Origin of the sequence: Dactylosporangium sp. McL0621, assembly GCF_049995355.1 — a bacterium.
Lineage (GTDB): Bacteria > Actinomycetota > Actinomycetes > Mycobacteriales > Micromonosporaceae > Dactylosporangium.
Genome location: NZ_CP188259.1, coordinates 11,278,916 through 11,294,722, shown reverse-complemented (window position 1 = coordinate 11,294,722; position 15,807 = coordinate 11,278,916). Strand labels below are relative to the sequence as shown.

The following is a 15,807-nucleotide window of genomic DNA, read 5'->3' as shown; positions in this document are numbered from 1 at the left end:
TGACACGCCTCGGCTCAGCGTGCGGCCGCTCTGTGCCGATGACGACAAGCGCGTCGGGGAGATTTTTGCCGACCGGCTCGTGCGGCGGTGGCTGCCCGTGGCGCAGGACGAGATCGAGGAGTTCGACGGGTACGCGTGGTGCACCGAGCTCGCGGTCGAGCGCCGTGACAGCGGGGCCGGGGACCACTACGGCATCGTACGGCGCGAGGACGAGCGGCTCGTCGGGTGTCTCTGGACCAAGAACACCGACTGGCTGACGCGCTCGACCGAGATCGCCTACGCCGTGGCCGCCGACGCCCGGGGGTACGGGGTCGCGCCCGAGGCCGTCGACGTGCTCGCGCTCTCGCTGCTGCTCGAGCACCGGTTCCAGCGCATCGAGCTGCGGGTCGCGCCCGGGAACGTGGCCTCGCGGCGGGTGGCGGAGAAGGCCGGGTTCACGTACGAGGGGCTGATGCGCAACGCGGGATCGCTGGCCAGCGGGCGGGTCGACCTCGAGAGCTGGTCGTTGCTGCCCTCGGACATCCGATAACGGCGAAGACATTCGGTAACGGCGAAGACATTCGGTAACGGCGAAGACATTCGGTAACGGCGAACGCTTCAGACCCGGCTGCGGGTGCGGGGCTTCGCGGCCGGTTTCTTGCCCACGATCTGCGGGCCGGGCGCTACGAAGCCGCGCACCGGCGTGCCCGCCAGGGCGTCGCGCATGGTCTCGGCCACCGTCTCGCGCGGCTTGCCCGCGTTGCCGGCGCCCACGCGGTGCACGGGGTTGTCCGGGTCGGCGATGAAGCCGGAGACCGTGAGGCCCGGGGTCATGCCCACGAACCAGGCCGAACGGTCGTCGTCCGTGGTGCCGGACTTGCCGGCGATCGGGCGGCGTACCGTCGCGAAGACCCGCGACGCCGTCGACCAGCCGCCCCAGTCGCCGGTGGCCGCCTTGTAGCCGGTCACGCACCGGGCCGCGTCAACCGCGCCGCGGGCCACGTCGGCCGACAGGACCTGGGCGCAGCGCGGCTTGGCCACCTCGGCCCCCTTGGCGTCGACGGCGGGCCGGCCGTTGCCGTCGGTGATCGACACGACGGGGATCGGCTCGCAGTGCACGCCGTCGGCGACGACGGTCGCGAACGCGTCCGCCATCTCGAGCGGGGTCGTGTCGGCCACGCCGAGGGGCGCGTAGATCGCGGTCCGCCGATCGCCGCCAGCGGATAGATCAGCGCGGCCAGCGCCAGCCCGACGATGAGGCCGGTTCGCAGGAGCGCGAAGAGGCCGCCGGCCACCCGCAGCGTGCGCGCGATCACATTCTTAAGCTAGGACAATTCGGGTCGCCGTACGCGACGATCGCCTGATGCTGCGGTTCCACGGCGACGCTGAGATCGCGCCGGGCCTCGTCGACCTCGCCGTCAACGTGCGCACGGCGGCGCCCCCGTCGTGGCTCATGGCGCCGGTGGCGGCCTCGCTGGCGCACCTGGCCCGGTACCCGGACCCGGCCGAGGCCACCGCGGCGATCGCGGCGCGGCACGGGCGGCCCCCGGACGAGGTCCTGCTGACCGCCGGGGCCGCGCAGGCCTTCGTGCTCCTAGCGCGGGCGCTGCGCCCCGAGCGGGCGGTGGTGGTACACCCACAGTTCACCGAGCCCGAGGCCGCCCTGCTGGCCGCGGGTCACGCCGTCGGGCGGGTCGTGCTGCGCGCGGCCGACGGCTTCACGCTGCGCGGGTCCGACGTGCCCGCCGAGGCCGATCTGGTGGTCGTCGGCAACCCCACAAACCCGACGTCGGTACTCCATGAGGCGACCGTGCTCGCGAGCCTGACGCGACCGGGCCGGACCACCGTGGTCGACGAGGCCTTCGCCGACACGGTCCCGGGCGAGCCCGAGTCCCTCGCCGCCCGCCGCGACCTGCCCGGGCTGCTGGTGATCCGCAGCCTGACCAAGACGTGGGGCCTGGCCGGCCTGCGGATCGGCTACGTGCTCGGCCCGGCCGGCCTGCTCGACCGGATGCGCGAGCAGGCGCCGCTGTGGAGCGTCTCCACGCCCGCGCTCGCCGCCGCGATCGCGTGCGCCTCCGAGCGGGCGGTCGACACGGAGCGTGAGATCGCCGTCCGGCTCGCATCCGAGCGCGAGCACCTCGTCGCGGCGCTCGGGCGGGCCGGCGTGACCGTCGCCGGGCGCCCGGCGAGCTCGTTCGTGCTGATCAGGGTCGCGGGCGGCGAGCGGGTGCGGGCCGTGCTGCGCGAGCGCGGGTTCGCGGTGCGACGTGGCGAAACCTTCCCAGGACTGGGCCCGGACTGGTTACGTATTGCCGTGCGGGACACTGCCACCAGTGACGCCTTCGTCGCGGTGTTGTCCGACGTACTGGGAGGGTGAACATGCTGAACGAGACGATCGCCGCGATCCGGCCGCTCGACGACGAGGCCATCGCGGCCGCCCGGGCCCTGCAGGGCCGACTCACGAAGCCGATGGGGTCGCTGGGGGCGCTGGAGACGCTGGCGGTACGCCTGGCCGGTCTCGCCGGCACCTGCCCGCCGCCGATCCCGGAGCCGGCCGCGCTCGCGATCTTCGCCGGCGACCACGGCGTGCACGACCAGGGCGTGACCCCGTGGCCGCAGGAGGTCACCGCGCAGATGGTGGCCAACTTCCTGGCCGGCGGGGCCGTGGTCAACGCCTTCGCGCGCCAGGCCGGGGTGGCGGTCACGGTCGTGGACGTGGGCGTGAAGGCGACCCTGGACCCGGCCGAGGGGCTGCTCGACCGCAAGATCCGCGCCGGTACCCGCGACCTGAGCGTCGAGCCGGCGATGACCCGCGACGAGGCGGTACGCGCGATCGAGGCCGGCATGCAGGTCGCCGAGGACCTGGTCGCCGGCGGCGCCCGGGCGCTGCTCACGGGCGACATGGGCATCGCCAACACCACCCCGTCGGCGGCGCTCATCGCGGCGTTCACGCACGCCGACCCGGCCGCCGTGACCGGGCTCGGCACCGGCATCGACAGCGAGACCCACGCCCGCAAGGTGGCCGTGGTCACGTCCGCGGTCGTCGGGCTGCACGCCGAGGACCCGCTCGACGTGCTGGCCGCGGTCGGCGGGCTGGAGCACGCGGCGCTGGCCGGGTACATCCTGAAGGCCGCCGAGCTGCGGGTGCCGGTCGTGCTCGACGGCGTGATCGCCGCCTCGGCCGCCCTGGTCGCCTACGCGCTCGCCCCGGCCGCGACCGTCGCGATGATCGCCGGGCACCGCTCGGCCGAGCCGGGCGCGACCGTCGCCCTGGGCTATCTTGAGCTCGAACCGCTCGTCGACCTCGGCCTGCGCCTGGGCGAGGGCACCGGCGCCGTCCTGGCGCTGCCGATCGTGGCCAGTGCTGTCCGCGTGTTGCACGAGGTTGCCACTTTCGATTCCGCTGGAGTTGCCCACAAGTGAACCCCTACCCCCTCGGTCTGCGGCTCGACGGGTTGCGCGTCCTGGTGGTCGGCGGCGGCGCGGTCGCCACCAGGCGCGTGCCCGCCCTGCTCGACGCGGGCGCGGACGTCGTGCTCGTCTCGCCCCACATCACCCCCGCCCTGCGCGCGCACCTCGACGCCGGCCGGCTCACCTGGCGCGAGCGCCGTTTCGAGCCCGCCGACGCCGACGACGCCTGGCTCGTCCACGTCGCCGTCAGCGACCCGGAGGCGGCCCGCGCGATCAGCGAGGTGACCGCGGCGAAGCGGATCTTCACCGTGCGCGCCGACGACCGGCACGCCGCGACCGCGTGGACGCCCGCGGTGACCCGCCAGGGCCCGCTCACCGTGGCCGTCCTGGCCGGCGGCGACCCGGTGCGCGCGGTCGCCGTGCGCGACGCGATCGGCGAGCAGCTGGCGACCGGCGCGGTCCCGCTCGGGGAGAACCGGGCCGGGACGGTGGCGCTGGTCGGCTCCGGCCCCGGCGACCCCGAGCTGCTGACCGTACGGGGCCGCCGCCTCCTCGCCGCCGCCGACGTCGTGGTGATCGACCGCCTGGCGGCCGGCCTGCTCCTGGACGAGCTGCGCCCCGAGGTCGAGCTCTTCGACGCCTCCAAGATCCCGTATGGCCCCTCGGCCGCGCAGGAGGAGATCAACCGCGTCCTGGTCGAGCGGGCCCAGGCCGGCAAGTTCGTGGTCCGCCTCAAGGGCGGCGACCCGTACGTCTTCGGCCGTGGCGGCGAGGAGGTGCTCGCCTGCGCCGCGGCCGGGGTGCCGGTCGTGGTGGTACCGGGGATCACGAGCGCGATCGCGGTACCGTCGGCGGCCGGAATCCCGGTGACGCACCGCGGGGTGGCGCACGAGTTCACGGTCGTCTCCGGGCACCTCGCGCCCGGGCACGCGGAGTCCCTGGTCGACTGGGCCGCGCTGGCCCGGCTGCGGGGGACGGTGTGCGTGCTGATGGGGCTGAAGAACCTGGCGTCGATCGCGGCGGTACTGCAGGAGCACGGACGGTCCCCCGACACGCCCGTGGCCGTGGTCCAGGAGGGCACGACGCGCGACCAGCGCATGGTGCGGGCGACGCTGTCGACGGTCGCGGACGCGGCGAAGACCGCGGGCCTGCGCCCACCGGCCGTGATCGTCATCGGCCCGGTCGTGGCCGCTCTTTCCGACATTTCTGCCGACGGGGTATAAGTCCGATATGTTGGCCGCGTCGGCCGCGACGCGGCTGACATATCGCGCATATTGCGGCAAGAAGAGGGCGCCCCCTCCGGTCAAGGAAGGAGCGCCCCCGGCGACAAAGAGCGTTACGCGCGGTCGAGCTCCAGGGCGCAGCGGATCAGGCCCAGGTGCGAGTACGCCTGCGGGTGGTTGCCCAGTGCGCGCTCGGTCAGCGGGTCGTACTCCTCCGGGATCAGCCCCGTCGGGCCGGCGCACTCGATGAACTGGGCGAACAGCTCCTCGGCGTCGGCTCGGCGGCCCGTGCGCAGGTAGGCCTCGATCATCCACGTGGTGCACAGGTGGAAGCCGCCCTCGACGCCCGGTAGGCCGTCGTCCCAGCGGTAGCGGTACACCGTCGGGCCCTCCCGCAGGTCGGCCTCGACGGCCAGGACCGTGGCCAGGAAGCGCGGGTCGTCGTCCTGCAGCAAGCCTGACAGGCCGATCCACAGCACCGAGGCGTCCATCTCCTCGTAGCCGTAGGCGACCGTGTAGGCGCCGATCTTGTCGTTCCAGCCCTTGTCCAGCACGTTGCCCGCGATGGTCTTGCGCAGCGTGTGCCAGGCCTCGGGCACCGGGCGGCCCTGGCGCTCGCAGAGCCGGATGCCGCGGTCGACGGTCATCCAGCACATGACCTTGGAGTACACGTAGTGCCGCGGGCGGCGGCGGGCCTCCCAGATGCCGTGGTCCGGCTCGTGCCAGCGGCGTTCGACGGCCTCGACCATCGCGCTCATGAGCGCGAAGTCGCCCTCCTCGGGCGGGCGCACGTCGGCCAGGGCGCAGATCAGGTCGGCGACCGGGCCGAAGACGTCCAGCTGGACCTGGCCGTTGGCCGCATTGCCGATGCGTACCGGGCGGGAGCCCGCGTACCCCGGCAGCGCCTCGATCACGGCCTCGGGGCCGAGCTCGTTGCCGTCGAGGGTGTACAGCGGGTGGAGCCGCTCCGGATGGCCGTCGGTGTTGTCGGCCACCCGCAGGGTCCAGCGCACGAGCGACTCGGCCTCCTCGGTCGAGCCGAGGTCGACCAGGGCCTTGGCGGTCAGGGAGGCGTCGCGCAGCCAGCAGTACCGGTAGTCCCAGTTGCGGGAGCCGCCGATCTCCTCCGGCAGCGACGAGGTCGCCGCGGCCAGGATCGCGCCGCTGGGCTTGTGCCACAGGCCGCGCAGGGTGAGCGCGCTGCGCCGGACCAGGTCCTTGGCGACCGAGGGCAGCTTCAGCGACTCCGCCCAGTCCCGCCAGGTGGCCTCGGCGGCGATCTGGCGCTCGGTCAGGGCGACCCGGGGGGCCTCGATCGAGTCGGTACCCAGGCGCAGCTCCAGCATGGCCGAGCCGCCGGCGGCGTTGAGGTCGACCGTCGCGCGGGCCATGTCGCTGTGACCGTCGGAGCTGATCTCCCAGTCGATGCCGGGGGAGTACAGGGCGATCGGCTCGTTCGAGCCCAGCACCAGCAGGCCGTCGCCGCCGAGCGGCTGCAGGCGGATGTGCACCTGGCCGAAGTCGGGGCGTGGGACGAAGTCGATGCGGGCCCGGGAGCTGCCCGACAGCACGCGGATCAGCGAGTTGCCGGTGCGGTGGTGGTCCAGCCAGTCGGTGACGGTCAGCCCCGACCAGCGGGTCTCCACCGTCATGGTCCCGGGGCGGTACCGCTGCCCGAGCGGCGTGCCGCCCTTCTCCGGCTGCACCGTGAAGTGCCCGGCCGCGGTGTCGCCGAGCAGGTCGGCGAAGACCGCGCCGGAGTCCGGCTTGGGGTGGCACAGCCAGGTCACCCGCGCGGCCGGGGTCAGCAGCGCGACGGTGTGGGTGTTGGAGAGCATCGAGTGGCGCTCGATCGGCACCGCCTGCTCGCCGAAGAGCCAGCGCCGGCGGGTGAAGAGCAGCAGCTCGAGCACGGCCACGGCCACGGCCGCGTCGGCGATGCGGAAGCGGGCCTGGGTCTCCTCGTCCGCGGTGCCGACCTTGATGCCGAGGTCGGGGCCGTGCAGGTGGGCGAAGGCCTTCTCGTCGGTGGCGTCGTCGCCGAGGTACACCACCGCGCTCGCCGAGACCTGCATGCGCAGGGCGTCGACGGCCAGGCCCTTGTCGGTCGGCACCACCGAGAGCTCGATGACCTCCTTGCCGGTGGTCACCTCGATGTCGGGCCACAGGGCCGCGCCGCTGCGCACGGCGTCGAAGACCCGCTGGGCCACGTCCCGCGGCGCGGCCCGGGTGTGCACGGCCACGCTCGCGGGCTTGCCCTCCAGCCGGACGCCCGGCTGGTTGTTGCAGATGGCGGTGAGCGCCGCCTGGAGCTCGCTGCGCCGCTGCTGGCGCTCGGGGGGTAGCTCGTCGACGAAGCCGACGTCGAACTCGGAGCCGTGGCTGCCGACGAGGCGTACCTCGGCGGGGAGGCGGGACAGAGCGGCAAGATCGCGCAGGGCCCGTCCGCTGATCACGCCCACCGTCGTCTGCGGCAGCGACGAGAGGGCGCGTACGGCGGCTACGGACTCGGCGGTCGGAGTCGCCTTGGTGGGATCGGCAACGATCGGCGCGAGGGTGCCGTCGTAGTCACATGCCACCAAGAGGTTGGGCACGCGGGCGACGCGTAGCACCGCCGCGCGGAGGTCCGGGTCGAGCGAGAGGCCGCTGCCTGTCGTCGAGATCTGGTTCATGTCCGGCCTGTTCGTGGAAGTCGGTTGTGCATTCCGGGTGTGCTGCAGGGTGTCGGGTGGTGCGGCCGTGCGGGCGCCGGGCGGGCGGGCGGGTCATGATGCGGCGCCGAGCGCGTCGAGGAACGAGTCCGCCCAGGTGCGGACATCGTGCGCGCGCAGGTGCGAATGCATAGCATGCATTCGCTTGCGGCCCTCGACCGGGTCGACATGGATCGCACGCGTGAGTGCGTCTTTCACCCCGTCGAGGTCGTGCGGGTTGCACAGGAACGCCTGGCGCAGCTCGGCGGCCGCGCCCGCGAACTCGGAGAGCACGATGGCGCCCTTGCCGTCGGCGTGGGCCCCGACGTACTCCTTGGCCACCAGGTTCATGCCATCCCTCAGCGGAGTCACCATCATCACGTCGGCCGCAACATACAACGCGGCCAGCTCAGCCCGACTGTACGACTGATGGAGATAGTGCACGGCCGGTTGGCCCACACGTCCGTACTCGCCATTGATCCGCCCGACCTCACGCTCAACGTTCACCCGGAGCGTCTGGTAGTGCTCCACCCGCTCCCGGCTCGGCGTAGCCACTTGTACCATCACCGTCTCGGGCGCCGTGAGTCGTCCATCCGACAGCAGTTCCCTGAATGCCTTGAGCCTTCTTTCGATTCCCTTGGTGTAGTCGAGCCGGTCCACGCCGAGGATGATCGTGCGCGGCTCGCCGAGCTCGGTGCGGATCGCGGCCGCCCTGGCCTGCACCTCCGGGGAGGCGGCGAGGCGGCGCATCTCCTCGACGTCGATCGAGATCGGGAAGGCCTCGGCGCGCACCGTGCGCCCCTCCCACTCCACGATGCCGCGGCGCACGCGGGTGCCCAGCAGATGTCGGGCCAGTTGGACGAAGTTCTGTGCGCCGAGTGGACGTTGGAAACCGACCAGATCGGCACCGAGCAGACCCTTGAGAATGTCGGCGCGGCGCGGTAGTTGCATGAACAATTCGACCGGGGGAAATGGAATGTGCAGAAAAAATCCGATCTTGAGATCGGGCCGGGACTCGCGCAGCAGGGCCGGCACGAGCTGCAGCTGGTAGTCCTGCACCCACACCGTCGCGCCGGGCGCGGCATCGTCGGCGACCGCTTTCGCGAACCGCTCGTTGACCAGGCGGTACGACTCCCACCAGCGCCGCTTGAAGATCGGCGTCTCCACGGCGTCGTGGTAGAGCGGCCAGAGGCTGGAGTTGGAGAAGCCCTCGTAGTAGCGCTCGATCTCGCCGGCGCTCAGCGGCACGGTGTGCAGGTGGACCCCGCCGGCCTCGAACGTCTCCTCCTTGGCGTCGGCGTCCCCGGCCCCGCCGGGCCAGCCCACCCAGGTCCCGTTGCGCTGCTGGAGGACCGGCTCGAGCGCCGTCACCAGACCGCCCGGGCTCCTGCGGTAGCTGACCTCCCCGTCCGGTCCCACCACCTTGTCGACGGGCAATCGGTTGGCGACCACTACGAATGCACTGTCTCCAGCCACGTGTCGAGTCCTCCCCCTGGGTGATCCACCCTCGTACTTTCAGCCTACTGATCGCGGGAGCGACCTGGCAGCATGCGGAGTGCTGGCTCACAGGTGCGATCCTGCTGTGCATGTCGCGAATCGGGACCGAGCCCGCCCCGGAGTCGAGCCGGACCTTCACTGTCGTCGGTCTCTCGTTGCTCATCCTCACCGTCGTCGGGGCGCTCTTCGGATACGTCCTGGGCTTACGCGACATTGATGAGAATAAGTCAACGTCCAGTGACGGTCCGTTGGCGGTGTCCTCGGGCGGGGCGACGGCCAAGCCGAGCACGGTCAGCCGGCCGGCGAACTGCCCGCAGTTCATCAGCGACGGCGCGCGCAAGCAGGACCCGGGCGCCGCGGTGCCGATGCAGCTGGTGCAGTACGTGCGCAGCTCCACCAACAAGGAGGCCTGGATCTGCCAGGAGCGCGACGGGTCCGGGCTGTGGTACCAGGGCCACGACCGGGTCCAGGACTGGTACGCCGAGGTCGGCGGCGAGATCCCGGAGGAGGGCCGCAACGGCCTGCTGCGGCCGAATGTGCGCGCGGACACGAAGAACCGCTCGTACTCGGTCACCAACGACGACACGACCTACACCGTCACGCCGCGGGGCCTGACCATCGGGTCGAAGACGTACCCGGCGATCCAGGCATATCCGCCCGCGTGAGGGCCGGGTTGGGCGCTTCGGCGCGGGCCTGGAAAGATTGAGCCGATTCCGCACACGAAAGCTGACCGGAGGTAGGGGCGCACCGTGGCTCAGTACATCTACGTGCTCGAGAAGGCGCGCAAGGCGCACGGCGACAAGGTCGTGCTCGACAACGTCACGCTGTCGTTCCTGCCCGGCGCGAAAATCGGTGTGGTCGGCCCGAACGGGGCCGGCAAGTCGAGCCTGCTCAAGATCATGGCCGGGCTGGACAAGCCCAGCAACGGCGAGGCGCGGCTCATGCCCGGGTACACCGTCGGCATGCTGCTGCAGGAGCCCCCGCTCAACGAGAGCAAGACGGTCCTGGGCAACATCGAGGAGGCCGTCGCCGAGATCAAGGCCAAGCTCGCGCGGTTCAACGAGGTCGCCGAGCTCATGGCGACCGACTACACCGAAGAGCTCATGGACGAGATGGGCCGCCTGCAGGAGGAGCTCGACCACGCCGACGCGTGGGACATCGACTCCAAGCTCCAGCTGGCCATGGACGCCCTGCGCTGCCCGGCCCCCGACGCCGATGTGACGCAGCTCTCCGGTGGCGAGCGCCGCCGCGTCGCGCTGTGCCGGCTGCTGCTCCAGGCGCCCGACCTGCTGCTGCTCGACGAGCCCACCAACCACCTCGACGCCGAGAGCGTCAACTGGCTGGAGCAGCACCTGCAGAAGTACGCCGGCGCCGTGCTGGCCGTCACCCACGACCGGTACTTCCTCGACCACGTCGCCGAGTGGATCGCCGAGGTCGACCGCGGCCAGGTGCACGGCTACCAGGGCAACTACTCGACCTACCTGGAGAAGAAGGCCCAGCGGCTGGCGGTCGCGGGCCGCAAGGACCAGAAGCTGCAGAAGCGCCTCACCGAGGAGCTCGAGTGGGTCCGCTCCAACGCCAAGGCCCGCCAGACGAAGTCCAAGGCCCGCCTCGAGCGCTACGAGGAGATGGCCAACGAGGCCGAGAAGACCCGCAAGCTCGACTTCGAGGAGATCCAGATCCCGCCGGGCCCGCGCCTGGGCAACCTGGTGATCGAGGCCCAGAGCCTGGTCAAGGGCTTCGACGAGCGCGGCGTGCTGATCGACGGGCTGTCGTTCTCGCTGCCCCGCAACGGCATCGTCGGCATCATCGGCCCCAACGGCGTCGGCAAGACCACGCTGTTCAAGACCATCGTCGGGCTGGAGAAGCCCGACGCCGGTCAGGTGCGGGTCGGCGACACGGTCAAGCTGTCCTACGTCGACCAGAACCGCTCCGGCCTCGACGGCGACAAGACGGTGTGGGAGGTCGTCTCCGACGGCCTGGACCACCTGATGGTCGGCAAGGTCGAGATGCCCTCGCGGGCCTACGTGGCCGCCTTCGGCTTCAAGGGCCCCGACCAGCAGAAGCCGACCAAGGTGCTCTCCGGCGGCGAGCGCAACCGGCTCAACCTCGCGCTGACGCTCAAGATCGGCGGCAACGTGCTGCTGCTCGACGAGCCGACAAACGACCTCGACGTCGAGACGCTCTCCTCGCTGGAGAACGCGCTGCTGGAGTTCCCGGGCTGCGCCGTGGTCATCTCCCACGACCGGATGTTCCTCGACCGGGTCGCCACCCACATCCTGGCCTGGGAGGGCGACGACAAGGACCCGGCCAAGTGGTTCTGGTTCGAGGGCAACTTCGAGTCGTACGAGAGGAACAAGGTCGACCGGCTCGGCCCCGAGGCCACCCGGCCGCACAGCGTCACGTACCGCAAGCTGACCCGCGACTGACAGTAGTGGGACGCTTCATCTACCACTGCGCCCTGCGCTGGTCCGACCTGGACGCGTACGGGCATGTCAACAACGCGCGCTTCCTCACCCTGTACGAGGAGGCGCGCGTTGCGCTGATGTTCACCGCCGCCCGGGCGGCCGGCCTGGAGTCGTTCGAGAACGGCATCGTCATCTCACGTCATGAGATCGACTATCTCCGGCCGATCGACTACGGCGACCCGGTGCGCATCGAGCTGTGGATCGAGGAGATCCGGGTCTCCCGGCTGACGGTGGCCTACGAGCTCTTCGACGGCGACGATCTCGCGTCCCGGGCGCGGACCGTCTGCGTGCCCTACGACCTCGAGGCCGGGCGTCCCCGCCGGGTCCGCGACATCGAGCGCGAGTTCCTCTCACCATGGCTTGGATAACGGGTTCCGGGCGCGCCGACGCCGTCGCCTTCCTGTCCCGGGTGGTCCGCCTGGACCCCGGGGCGATGGCCCGGCTGCGGCCGGCCGGGCAGGGCGTTCTCGTGCTCTGGTCCCGGCTGCCCTGGGGGGTGCTCGTGTGCCGGGCGCTGCCGGCGACGACCGCCTCGGACCGGACCGTCGCGGCCGGTGATCTACTGGCGTCCGTCGATGGCGAGCTTCCCGCATCGCGGGACACGGATTGGCGATGGTCGCTGCCCACGGTGCCCGGCGAGGCCGTCGAGCGCATCCCGGCACCCGACGTCCACCGGGTCGGCGCGGCCGCCGCCGAGACCCTGCGCACCGCCGCCGCCGAGGGGGTCGGCGGCCGCGCGGTCGGCTCCCGGATGCTGCGCGACACCCTGCTGGATCATGAACCCATCGTGGTCACCACCGACGCCGGCCGGCGTATACCCGTCACGCAGCGTCTCGTCCAGGCAGTCATCCGGATGGGTTTCGTCGGACCGGGTCCGCAAGACTTCGTCGATGTTCGGATTTCGGGTCCATGGACGGCCCTGGCCTGCGCATATGGCTCTGCCTGGCATCGCGGGGGCGGATCACTGCTCATCGGATAGACGGCTATAAGACCCTCACCCGAACGGGTGGTACGAGGGTGAAATTGGGGGCTGCTGAAACTCGACCGAACGGGTACCGTCCTCTTTCGGGTCCACCGCCGAGCGAATCCGGTTGGCGACGGACCGCACATGCGGGTGGAGGCGCACGGGGGAGCAGGGAGCCGGGACGATGCCAAGGTGGCCATGGCGGGCGGAGCAGGCGAGCGGGTCGAAGACCGACTCGAACGTCGCTCAGCTGCCGCGGGAAGATGTGACCCCGACGATCGACGGAGTGTGCGAGAAGCCGCAGGAGGAACTCGCGGGCGGGATAGCGCCCGTGACACTGCCACGGGTCGCGGAGGCCCTCGAGCAGCTCGACATCCGATACCTGACCGACGGCGACGGCAGCCTGCTCGCGCTGTGGGAGCGCCACGCGGTGCTCTTCGCGCTGGAGGGACCGTCGGACGAGATCCTGGTCATCCGGGCCCGGCCGCATGCGACGGTCCCGCCTGACTGGGCCGACCGCGCCTACCGGGTGATCAACGAGTGGAACCACACGCGGCGCTTCTACAAGGCCTACGTCGGTGACGCCACGGACCGCGGCCAGCTGCCCATCTACGCCGAGATGCAGGTGCCGCTGATGTCGGGCGCGCACGATGCGCTCGTCGCCGAGCTCGTCGACTGCGCGGCCGTGGTGGCCCTGGGCTTCGTCGACTGGCTCCACGACGAGGGCGCACTGCTCTGACGCTCTTCTTGACTTGTTGGCCCCTTGTGGGGGCCCCGCTCCGGAGCGTGCCTTCAACGGTCCCACTGGCGTCCGGTCGGCGAGGCCGGGCGCGCGACCTGTCTCGCCGACCCCCGTTCCGGACGTGACCGGGGGACCGCGGTCCAGTATTCGATGCAGGCCTCTCGATGTCCTCTCGACCGGCTCTCACGGGCCTCTCGGTGGCGTTCCGACCTGGGTCACGTACCCAATGGTGCCCGGTTTATGCGGGGAACGCCCGGGATTCCCGGAAGAGCCGGTCGGGGAGATCTCCGCGAGGCACGGCCATGAGCCGGATCCGCGGCGGGCGTGGGACGATGTAACTGATCCCAGCCCGATGGAGAACGGAAGCCTGTGCCACCGACGATCGACCCCGGCGTGAACCGCCCCGGCGCCACCGTGCCGGACCGGATTCGCAACTTCTGCATCATCGCCCACATCGACCACGGCAAGTCGACCCTGGCCGACCGGATGCTGCAGCTCACCGAGGTGGTCGACGTCCGGCAGATGCGGGCGCAGTACCTCGACCGCATGGACATCGAGCGCGAGCGCGGCATCACGATCAAGAGCCAGGCCGTGCGCATGCCCTGGCGGGTCCGCGAGGGCGGCCAGGCCGGCGACGAGTTCGTCCTCAACATGATCGACACGCCGGGCCATGTGGACTTCACCTATGAGGTCTCGCGCAGCCTGGCCGCGTGCGAGGGCGCCGTCCTGCTCGTCGACGCCGCCCAGGGCATCGAGGCGCAGACGCTGGCCAACCTGTACCTCGCCCTCGAGAACGACATGCAGATCATCCCCGTGCTCAACAAGATCGACCTGCCGGCCGCGCAGCCGGAGAAGTACGCGGAGGAGCTGGCCCACCTCATCGGCTGCGAGCCGGACGACTGCCTGCGGGTCTCGGGCAAGACCGGCGTCGGCGTCGCGCACCTGCTCGACGAGATCGTGCGGCAGCTGCCGTCCCCGGTCGGCGACACCCCGGGCGCGGCCCGGGCGATGATCTTCGACTCGGTCTACGACGTGTACCGCGGCGTGGTCACCTACGTCCGGGTCGTCGACGGGCGGATCGAGGCCCGCGACCGCATCCGCATGATGTCCACCGGCGCCGTGCACGAGCTGCTGGAGATCGGCGTCATCTCGCCCGAGCCGATCAAGAGCACCGGGCTCGGGGCGGGCGAGGTGGGGTACCTCATCACCGGCGTGAAGGACGTGCGCCAGTCGCGGGTGGGCGACACGGTCACCATCAACGCGCGGCCCGCCACGGAGGCGCTGGGGGGCTACAAGGACCCCAAGCCGATGGTGTACTCGGGCCTGTACCCGATCGACGGCTCGGACTACCCGCTGCTGCGCGACGCCCTCGACAAGCTCAAGCTCAACGACGCCGCGCTGGTGTACGAGCCCGAGACGAGCCTCGCGCTCGGCTTCGGCTTCCGCTGCGGCTTCCTCGGCCTCCTGCACCTGGAGATCATCCAGGAGCGGCTGGAGCGCGAGTTCAACCTCGACCTGATCTCCACGGCGCCCAACGTGGTGTACCGGGTGATCACCACGGACGGCACCGAGGTCGCGGTCACCAACCCCAGCGAGTTCCCCGACGGCAAGACCGGCGAGATCTTCGAGCCGACCGTCCGGGCCACGGTGCTGACCCCGAACGACTTCGTCGGCGCGGTCATGGAGCTCTGCCAGGGCCGGCGCGGCACGCTGCTCGGCATGGACTACCTGTCCGCCGACCGCGTCGAGCTGCGGTACACGCTGCCGCTGGGCGAGATCATCTACGACTTCTTCGACCAGCTGAAGAGCCGGACCAAGGGCTACGCGAGCCTCGACTACGAGCCCTCCGGCGAGCAGGCCTCCGACCTGGTGAAGGTCGACATCCTGCTGCACGGCGAGCCGGTCGACGCCTTCAGCTCGATCGTGCACAAGGACAAGGCGTACAACTACGGCGTCACCATCGCCGGCAAGCTGCAGAAGCTCATTCCGCGCCAGCAGTTCGAGGTGCCGATCCAGGCCGCCATCGGCAGCCGGATCATCGCCCGCGAGACGATCCGCGCCATCCGCAAGGACGTGCTCGCCAAGTGCTACGGCGGTGACATCAGCCGCAAGCGCAAGCTGCTGGAGAAGCAGAAGGAAGGCAAGAAGCGCATGAAGATGGTGGGCCGGGTCGAGGTGCCGCAGGAGGCGTTCATCGCGGCCCTGTCGACCTCCGACGCCCCGAGCGGCGACAAGACCAAGAAGTGACGGCCCCGGCGGGCCGGCACTGCCCCCGCTGCGGCGCGTCCACCGGTGAGCTGCCCGCCAGGTGTGCCGCCTGCGGCTACGAGAGCTACCTCAACCCGCGCCCGACCGGCACCGCCATCATCGTGCGCGACGGGACTTTCCTGGCCATCTGGCGGGTCCGGGAGCCGCGCGCGGGCTTCTGGGACCTGCCCGGCGGCTTCTGCGACGCCTTCGAGCACCCCGCCGACGCGGCCGTGCGCGAGGCCCGGGAGGAGCTCGGCGTGACCGTCGAGCTCGGCGAGTTCGCCGGCATGTTCATCGGCTCGTACGACTTCCAGGGCGAGCGGCTGCCGGTGCTGGACTGCTTCTGGCTGGCCACCATCACCGCCGGCGAGATCGACCTCGATCCGGCCGAGGGCAGCGAGTACACGTGGTTGTCGCTGGCCGACCCGCCCGAGATGGCGTTTCCGACGATGGACGCGGTTTTGCGCAATCCGGTCGTACTTCGAAGCAAGTCGCGTTTGGGTCGCTGAGGCGTCGGGCAATACAAGTTCAACCGCAAAGCAACGCCCCCCTGGTTGAGCTTTTTCAAGGAGGAAGACCA

13 protein-coding genes and 1 pseudogene are annotated in these 15,807 nt (G+C 71.1%); 11 read left to right on the top strand and 3 right to left on the bottom strand.

Annotated elements, in window-relative coordinates; all coding sequences use genetic code 11:
- Window positions 1–19 precede the first annotated feature (19 nt).
- On the top strand, window positions 20–529 hold the full coding sequence (locus tag ACPPVO_RS53480; protein WP_360381947.1) for a GNAT family N-acetyltransferase: 510 nt from the start codon (window positions 20–22) through the stop codon (window positions 527–529).
- A 68-nt stretch (window positions 530–597) separates the two neighbouring features.
- On the opposite strand, the gene ACPPVO_RS53475 is transcribed toward ACPPVO_RS53480, so the two are convergent.
- On the bottom strand, window positions 598–1,158 hold the full coding sequence (locus ACPPVO_RS53475) for a hypothetical protein (protein ID WP_426507125.1): 561 nt from the start codon (window positions 1,156–1,158) through the stop codon (window positions 598–600).
- A 184-nt stretch (window positions 1,159–1,342) separates the two neighbouring features.
- On the opposite strand from ACPPVO_RS53475, the gene cobC reads away from it, so the two are divergent.
- From cobC to cobA, 3 genes are read left to right on the top strand one after another with little or no spacing between them, the layout of a single operon-like run.
- Entirely contained in the window at window positions 1,343–2,359 is a 1,017-nt protein-coding gene (cobC, locus tag ACPPVO_RS53470; protein WP_426507124.1) for an Rv2231c family pyridoxal phosphate-dependent protein CobC, read from the top strand.
- A gap of 2 nt (window positions 2,360–2,361) precedes the next feature.
- Window positions 2,362–3,405 carry a nicotinate-nucleotide--dimethylbenzimidazole phosphoribosyltransferase gene (gene cobT / locus ACPPVO_RS53465; RefSeq protein ID WP_426507123.1) on the top strand — a complete coding sequence of 348 codons (1,044 nt, stop codon included), beginning with the start codon at window positions 2,362–2,364 and terminating at the stop codon, window positions 3,403–3,405.
- Window positions 3,402–4,616 (top strand): uroporphyrinogen-III C-methyltransferase, encoded by a 1,215-nt coding sequence (gene cobA, locus ACPPVO_RS53460; protein ID WP_426507122.1) that lies wholly within the window; start codon window positions 3,402–3,404, stop codon window positions 4,614–4,616. The genes cobT and cobA overlap by 4 nt, the downstream gene beginning before the upstream one ends.
- 113 nt (window positions 4,617–4,729) lie before the next feature.
- Here cobA and otsB read toward each other — a convergent pair whose 3' ends face one another.
- Window positions 4,730–7,288: a trehalose-phosphatase gene (gene otsB, locus ACPPVO_RS53455; RefSeq protein ID WP_426507121.1), complete on the bottom strand. Its 2,559-nt coding sequence runs from the start codon at window positions 7,286–7,288 to the stop codon at window positions 4,730–4,732.
- Window positions 7,289–7,381: 93 nt separating this feature from the next.
- Entirely contained in the window at window positions 7,382–8,782 is a 1,401-nt protein-coding gene (locus ACPPVO_RS53450) for an alpha,alpha-trehalose-phosphate synthase (UDP-forming) (RefSeq protein WP_426507120.1), read from the bottom strand.
- A 110-nt stretch (window positions 8,783–8,892) separates the two neighbouring features.
- On the opposite strand from ACPPVO_RS53450, the gene ACPPVO_RS53445 reads away from it, so the two are divergent.
- From ACPPVO_RS53445 to ACPPVO_RS53415, 7 genes and pseudogenes are all read left to right on the top strand, one after another.
- A complete protein-coding gene (locus tag ACPPVO_RS53445) occupies window positions 8,893–9,468 on the top strand; it encodes a hypothetical protein (protein ID WP_426507118.1) in 576 nt (191 codons plus the stop codon).
- 84 nt (window positions 9,469–9,552) lie between these two features.
- Complete coding sequence (gene ettA / locus ACPPVO_RS53440) at window positions 9,553–11,232, top strand: energy-dependent translational throttle protein EttA (RefSeq protein ID WP_426507117.1); 1,680 nt, start codon at window positions 9,553–9,555, stop codon at window positions 11,230–11,232.
- A gap of 5 nt (window positions 11,233–11,237) precedes the next feature.
- On the top strand, window positions 11,238–11,639 hold the full coding sequence (locus tag ACPPVO_RS53435; RefSeq protein ID WP_360381762.1) for an acyl-CoA thioesterase: 402 nt from the start codon (window positions 11,238–11,240) through the stop codon (window positions 11,637–11,639).
- Entirely contained in the window at window positions 11,627–12,250 is a 624-nt protein-coding gene (locus ACPPVO_RS53430) for a hypothetical protein (protein WP_426507115.1), read from the top strand. The genes ACPPVO_RS53435 and ACPPVO_RS53430 overlap by 13 nt, the downstream gene beginning before the upstream one ends.
- A gap of 307 nt (window positions 12,251–12,557) precedes the next feature.
- Window positions 12,558–12,974: pseudogene (locus tag ACPPVO_RS53425) on the top strand (YbjN domain-containing protein); the annotation flags it as partial.
- Window positions 12,975–13,346: 372 nt separating this feature from the next.
- The gene (gene lepA / locus ACPPVO_RS53420; RefSeq protein ID WP_426507113.1) at window positions 13,347–15,224 is read left to right on the top strand and encodes a translation elongation factor 4; all 1,878 of its coding nucleotides are present in this window, start codon (window positions 13,347–13,349) and stop codon (window positions 15,222–15,224) included.
- Window positions 15,221–15,736, top strand: coding sequence for an NUDIX domain-containing protein (locus ACPPVO_RS53415; RefSeq protein WP_426507111.1), 516 nt, complete (start codon window positions 15,221–15,223; stop codon window positions 15,734–15,736). Before lepA ends, ACPPVO_RS53415 begins: the two co-directional genes overlap by 4 nt.
- The last annotated feature ends 71 nt before the right edge of the window (window positions 15,737–15,807 follow it).

What these genes read in the sequence shown, in the direction of transcription:
- cobC (WP_426507124.1), top strand. Translation starts at nt 1,343, where the DNA reads ATGCTGCGGTTCCACGGCGACGCTGAGATCGCGCCGGGCCTCGTCGAC.
- cobT (WP_426507123.1), top strand. Translation starts at nt 2,362, where the DNA reads ATGCTGAACGAGACGATCGCCGCGATCCGGCCGCTCGACGACGAGGCC.
- otsB (WP_426507121.1), bottom strand. Translation starts at nt 7,288, where the DNA reads ATGAACCAGATCTCGACGACAGGCAGCGGCCTCTCGCTCGACCCGGAC.
- ACPPVO_RS53445 (WP_426507118.1), top strand. Translation starts at nt 8,893, where the DNA reads ATGTCGCGAATCGGGACCGAGCCCGCCCCGGAGTCGAGCCGGACCTTC.
- ACPPVO_RS53430 (WP_426507115.1), top strand. Translation starts at nt 11,627, where the DNA reads ATGGCTTGGATAACGGGTTCCGGGCGCGCCGACGCCGTCGCCTTCCTG.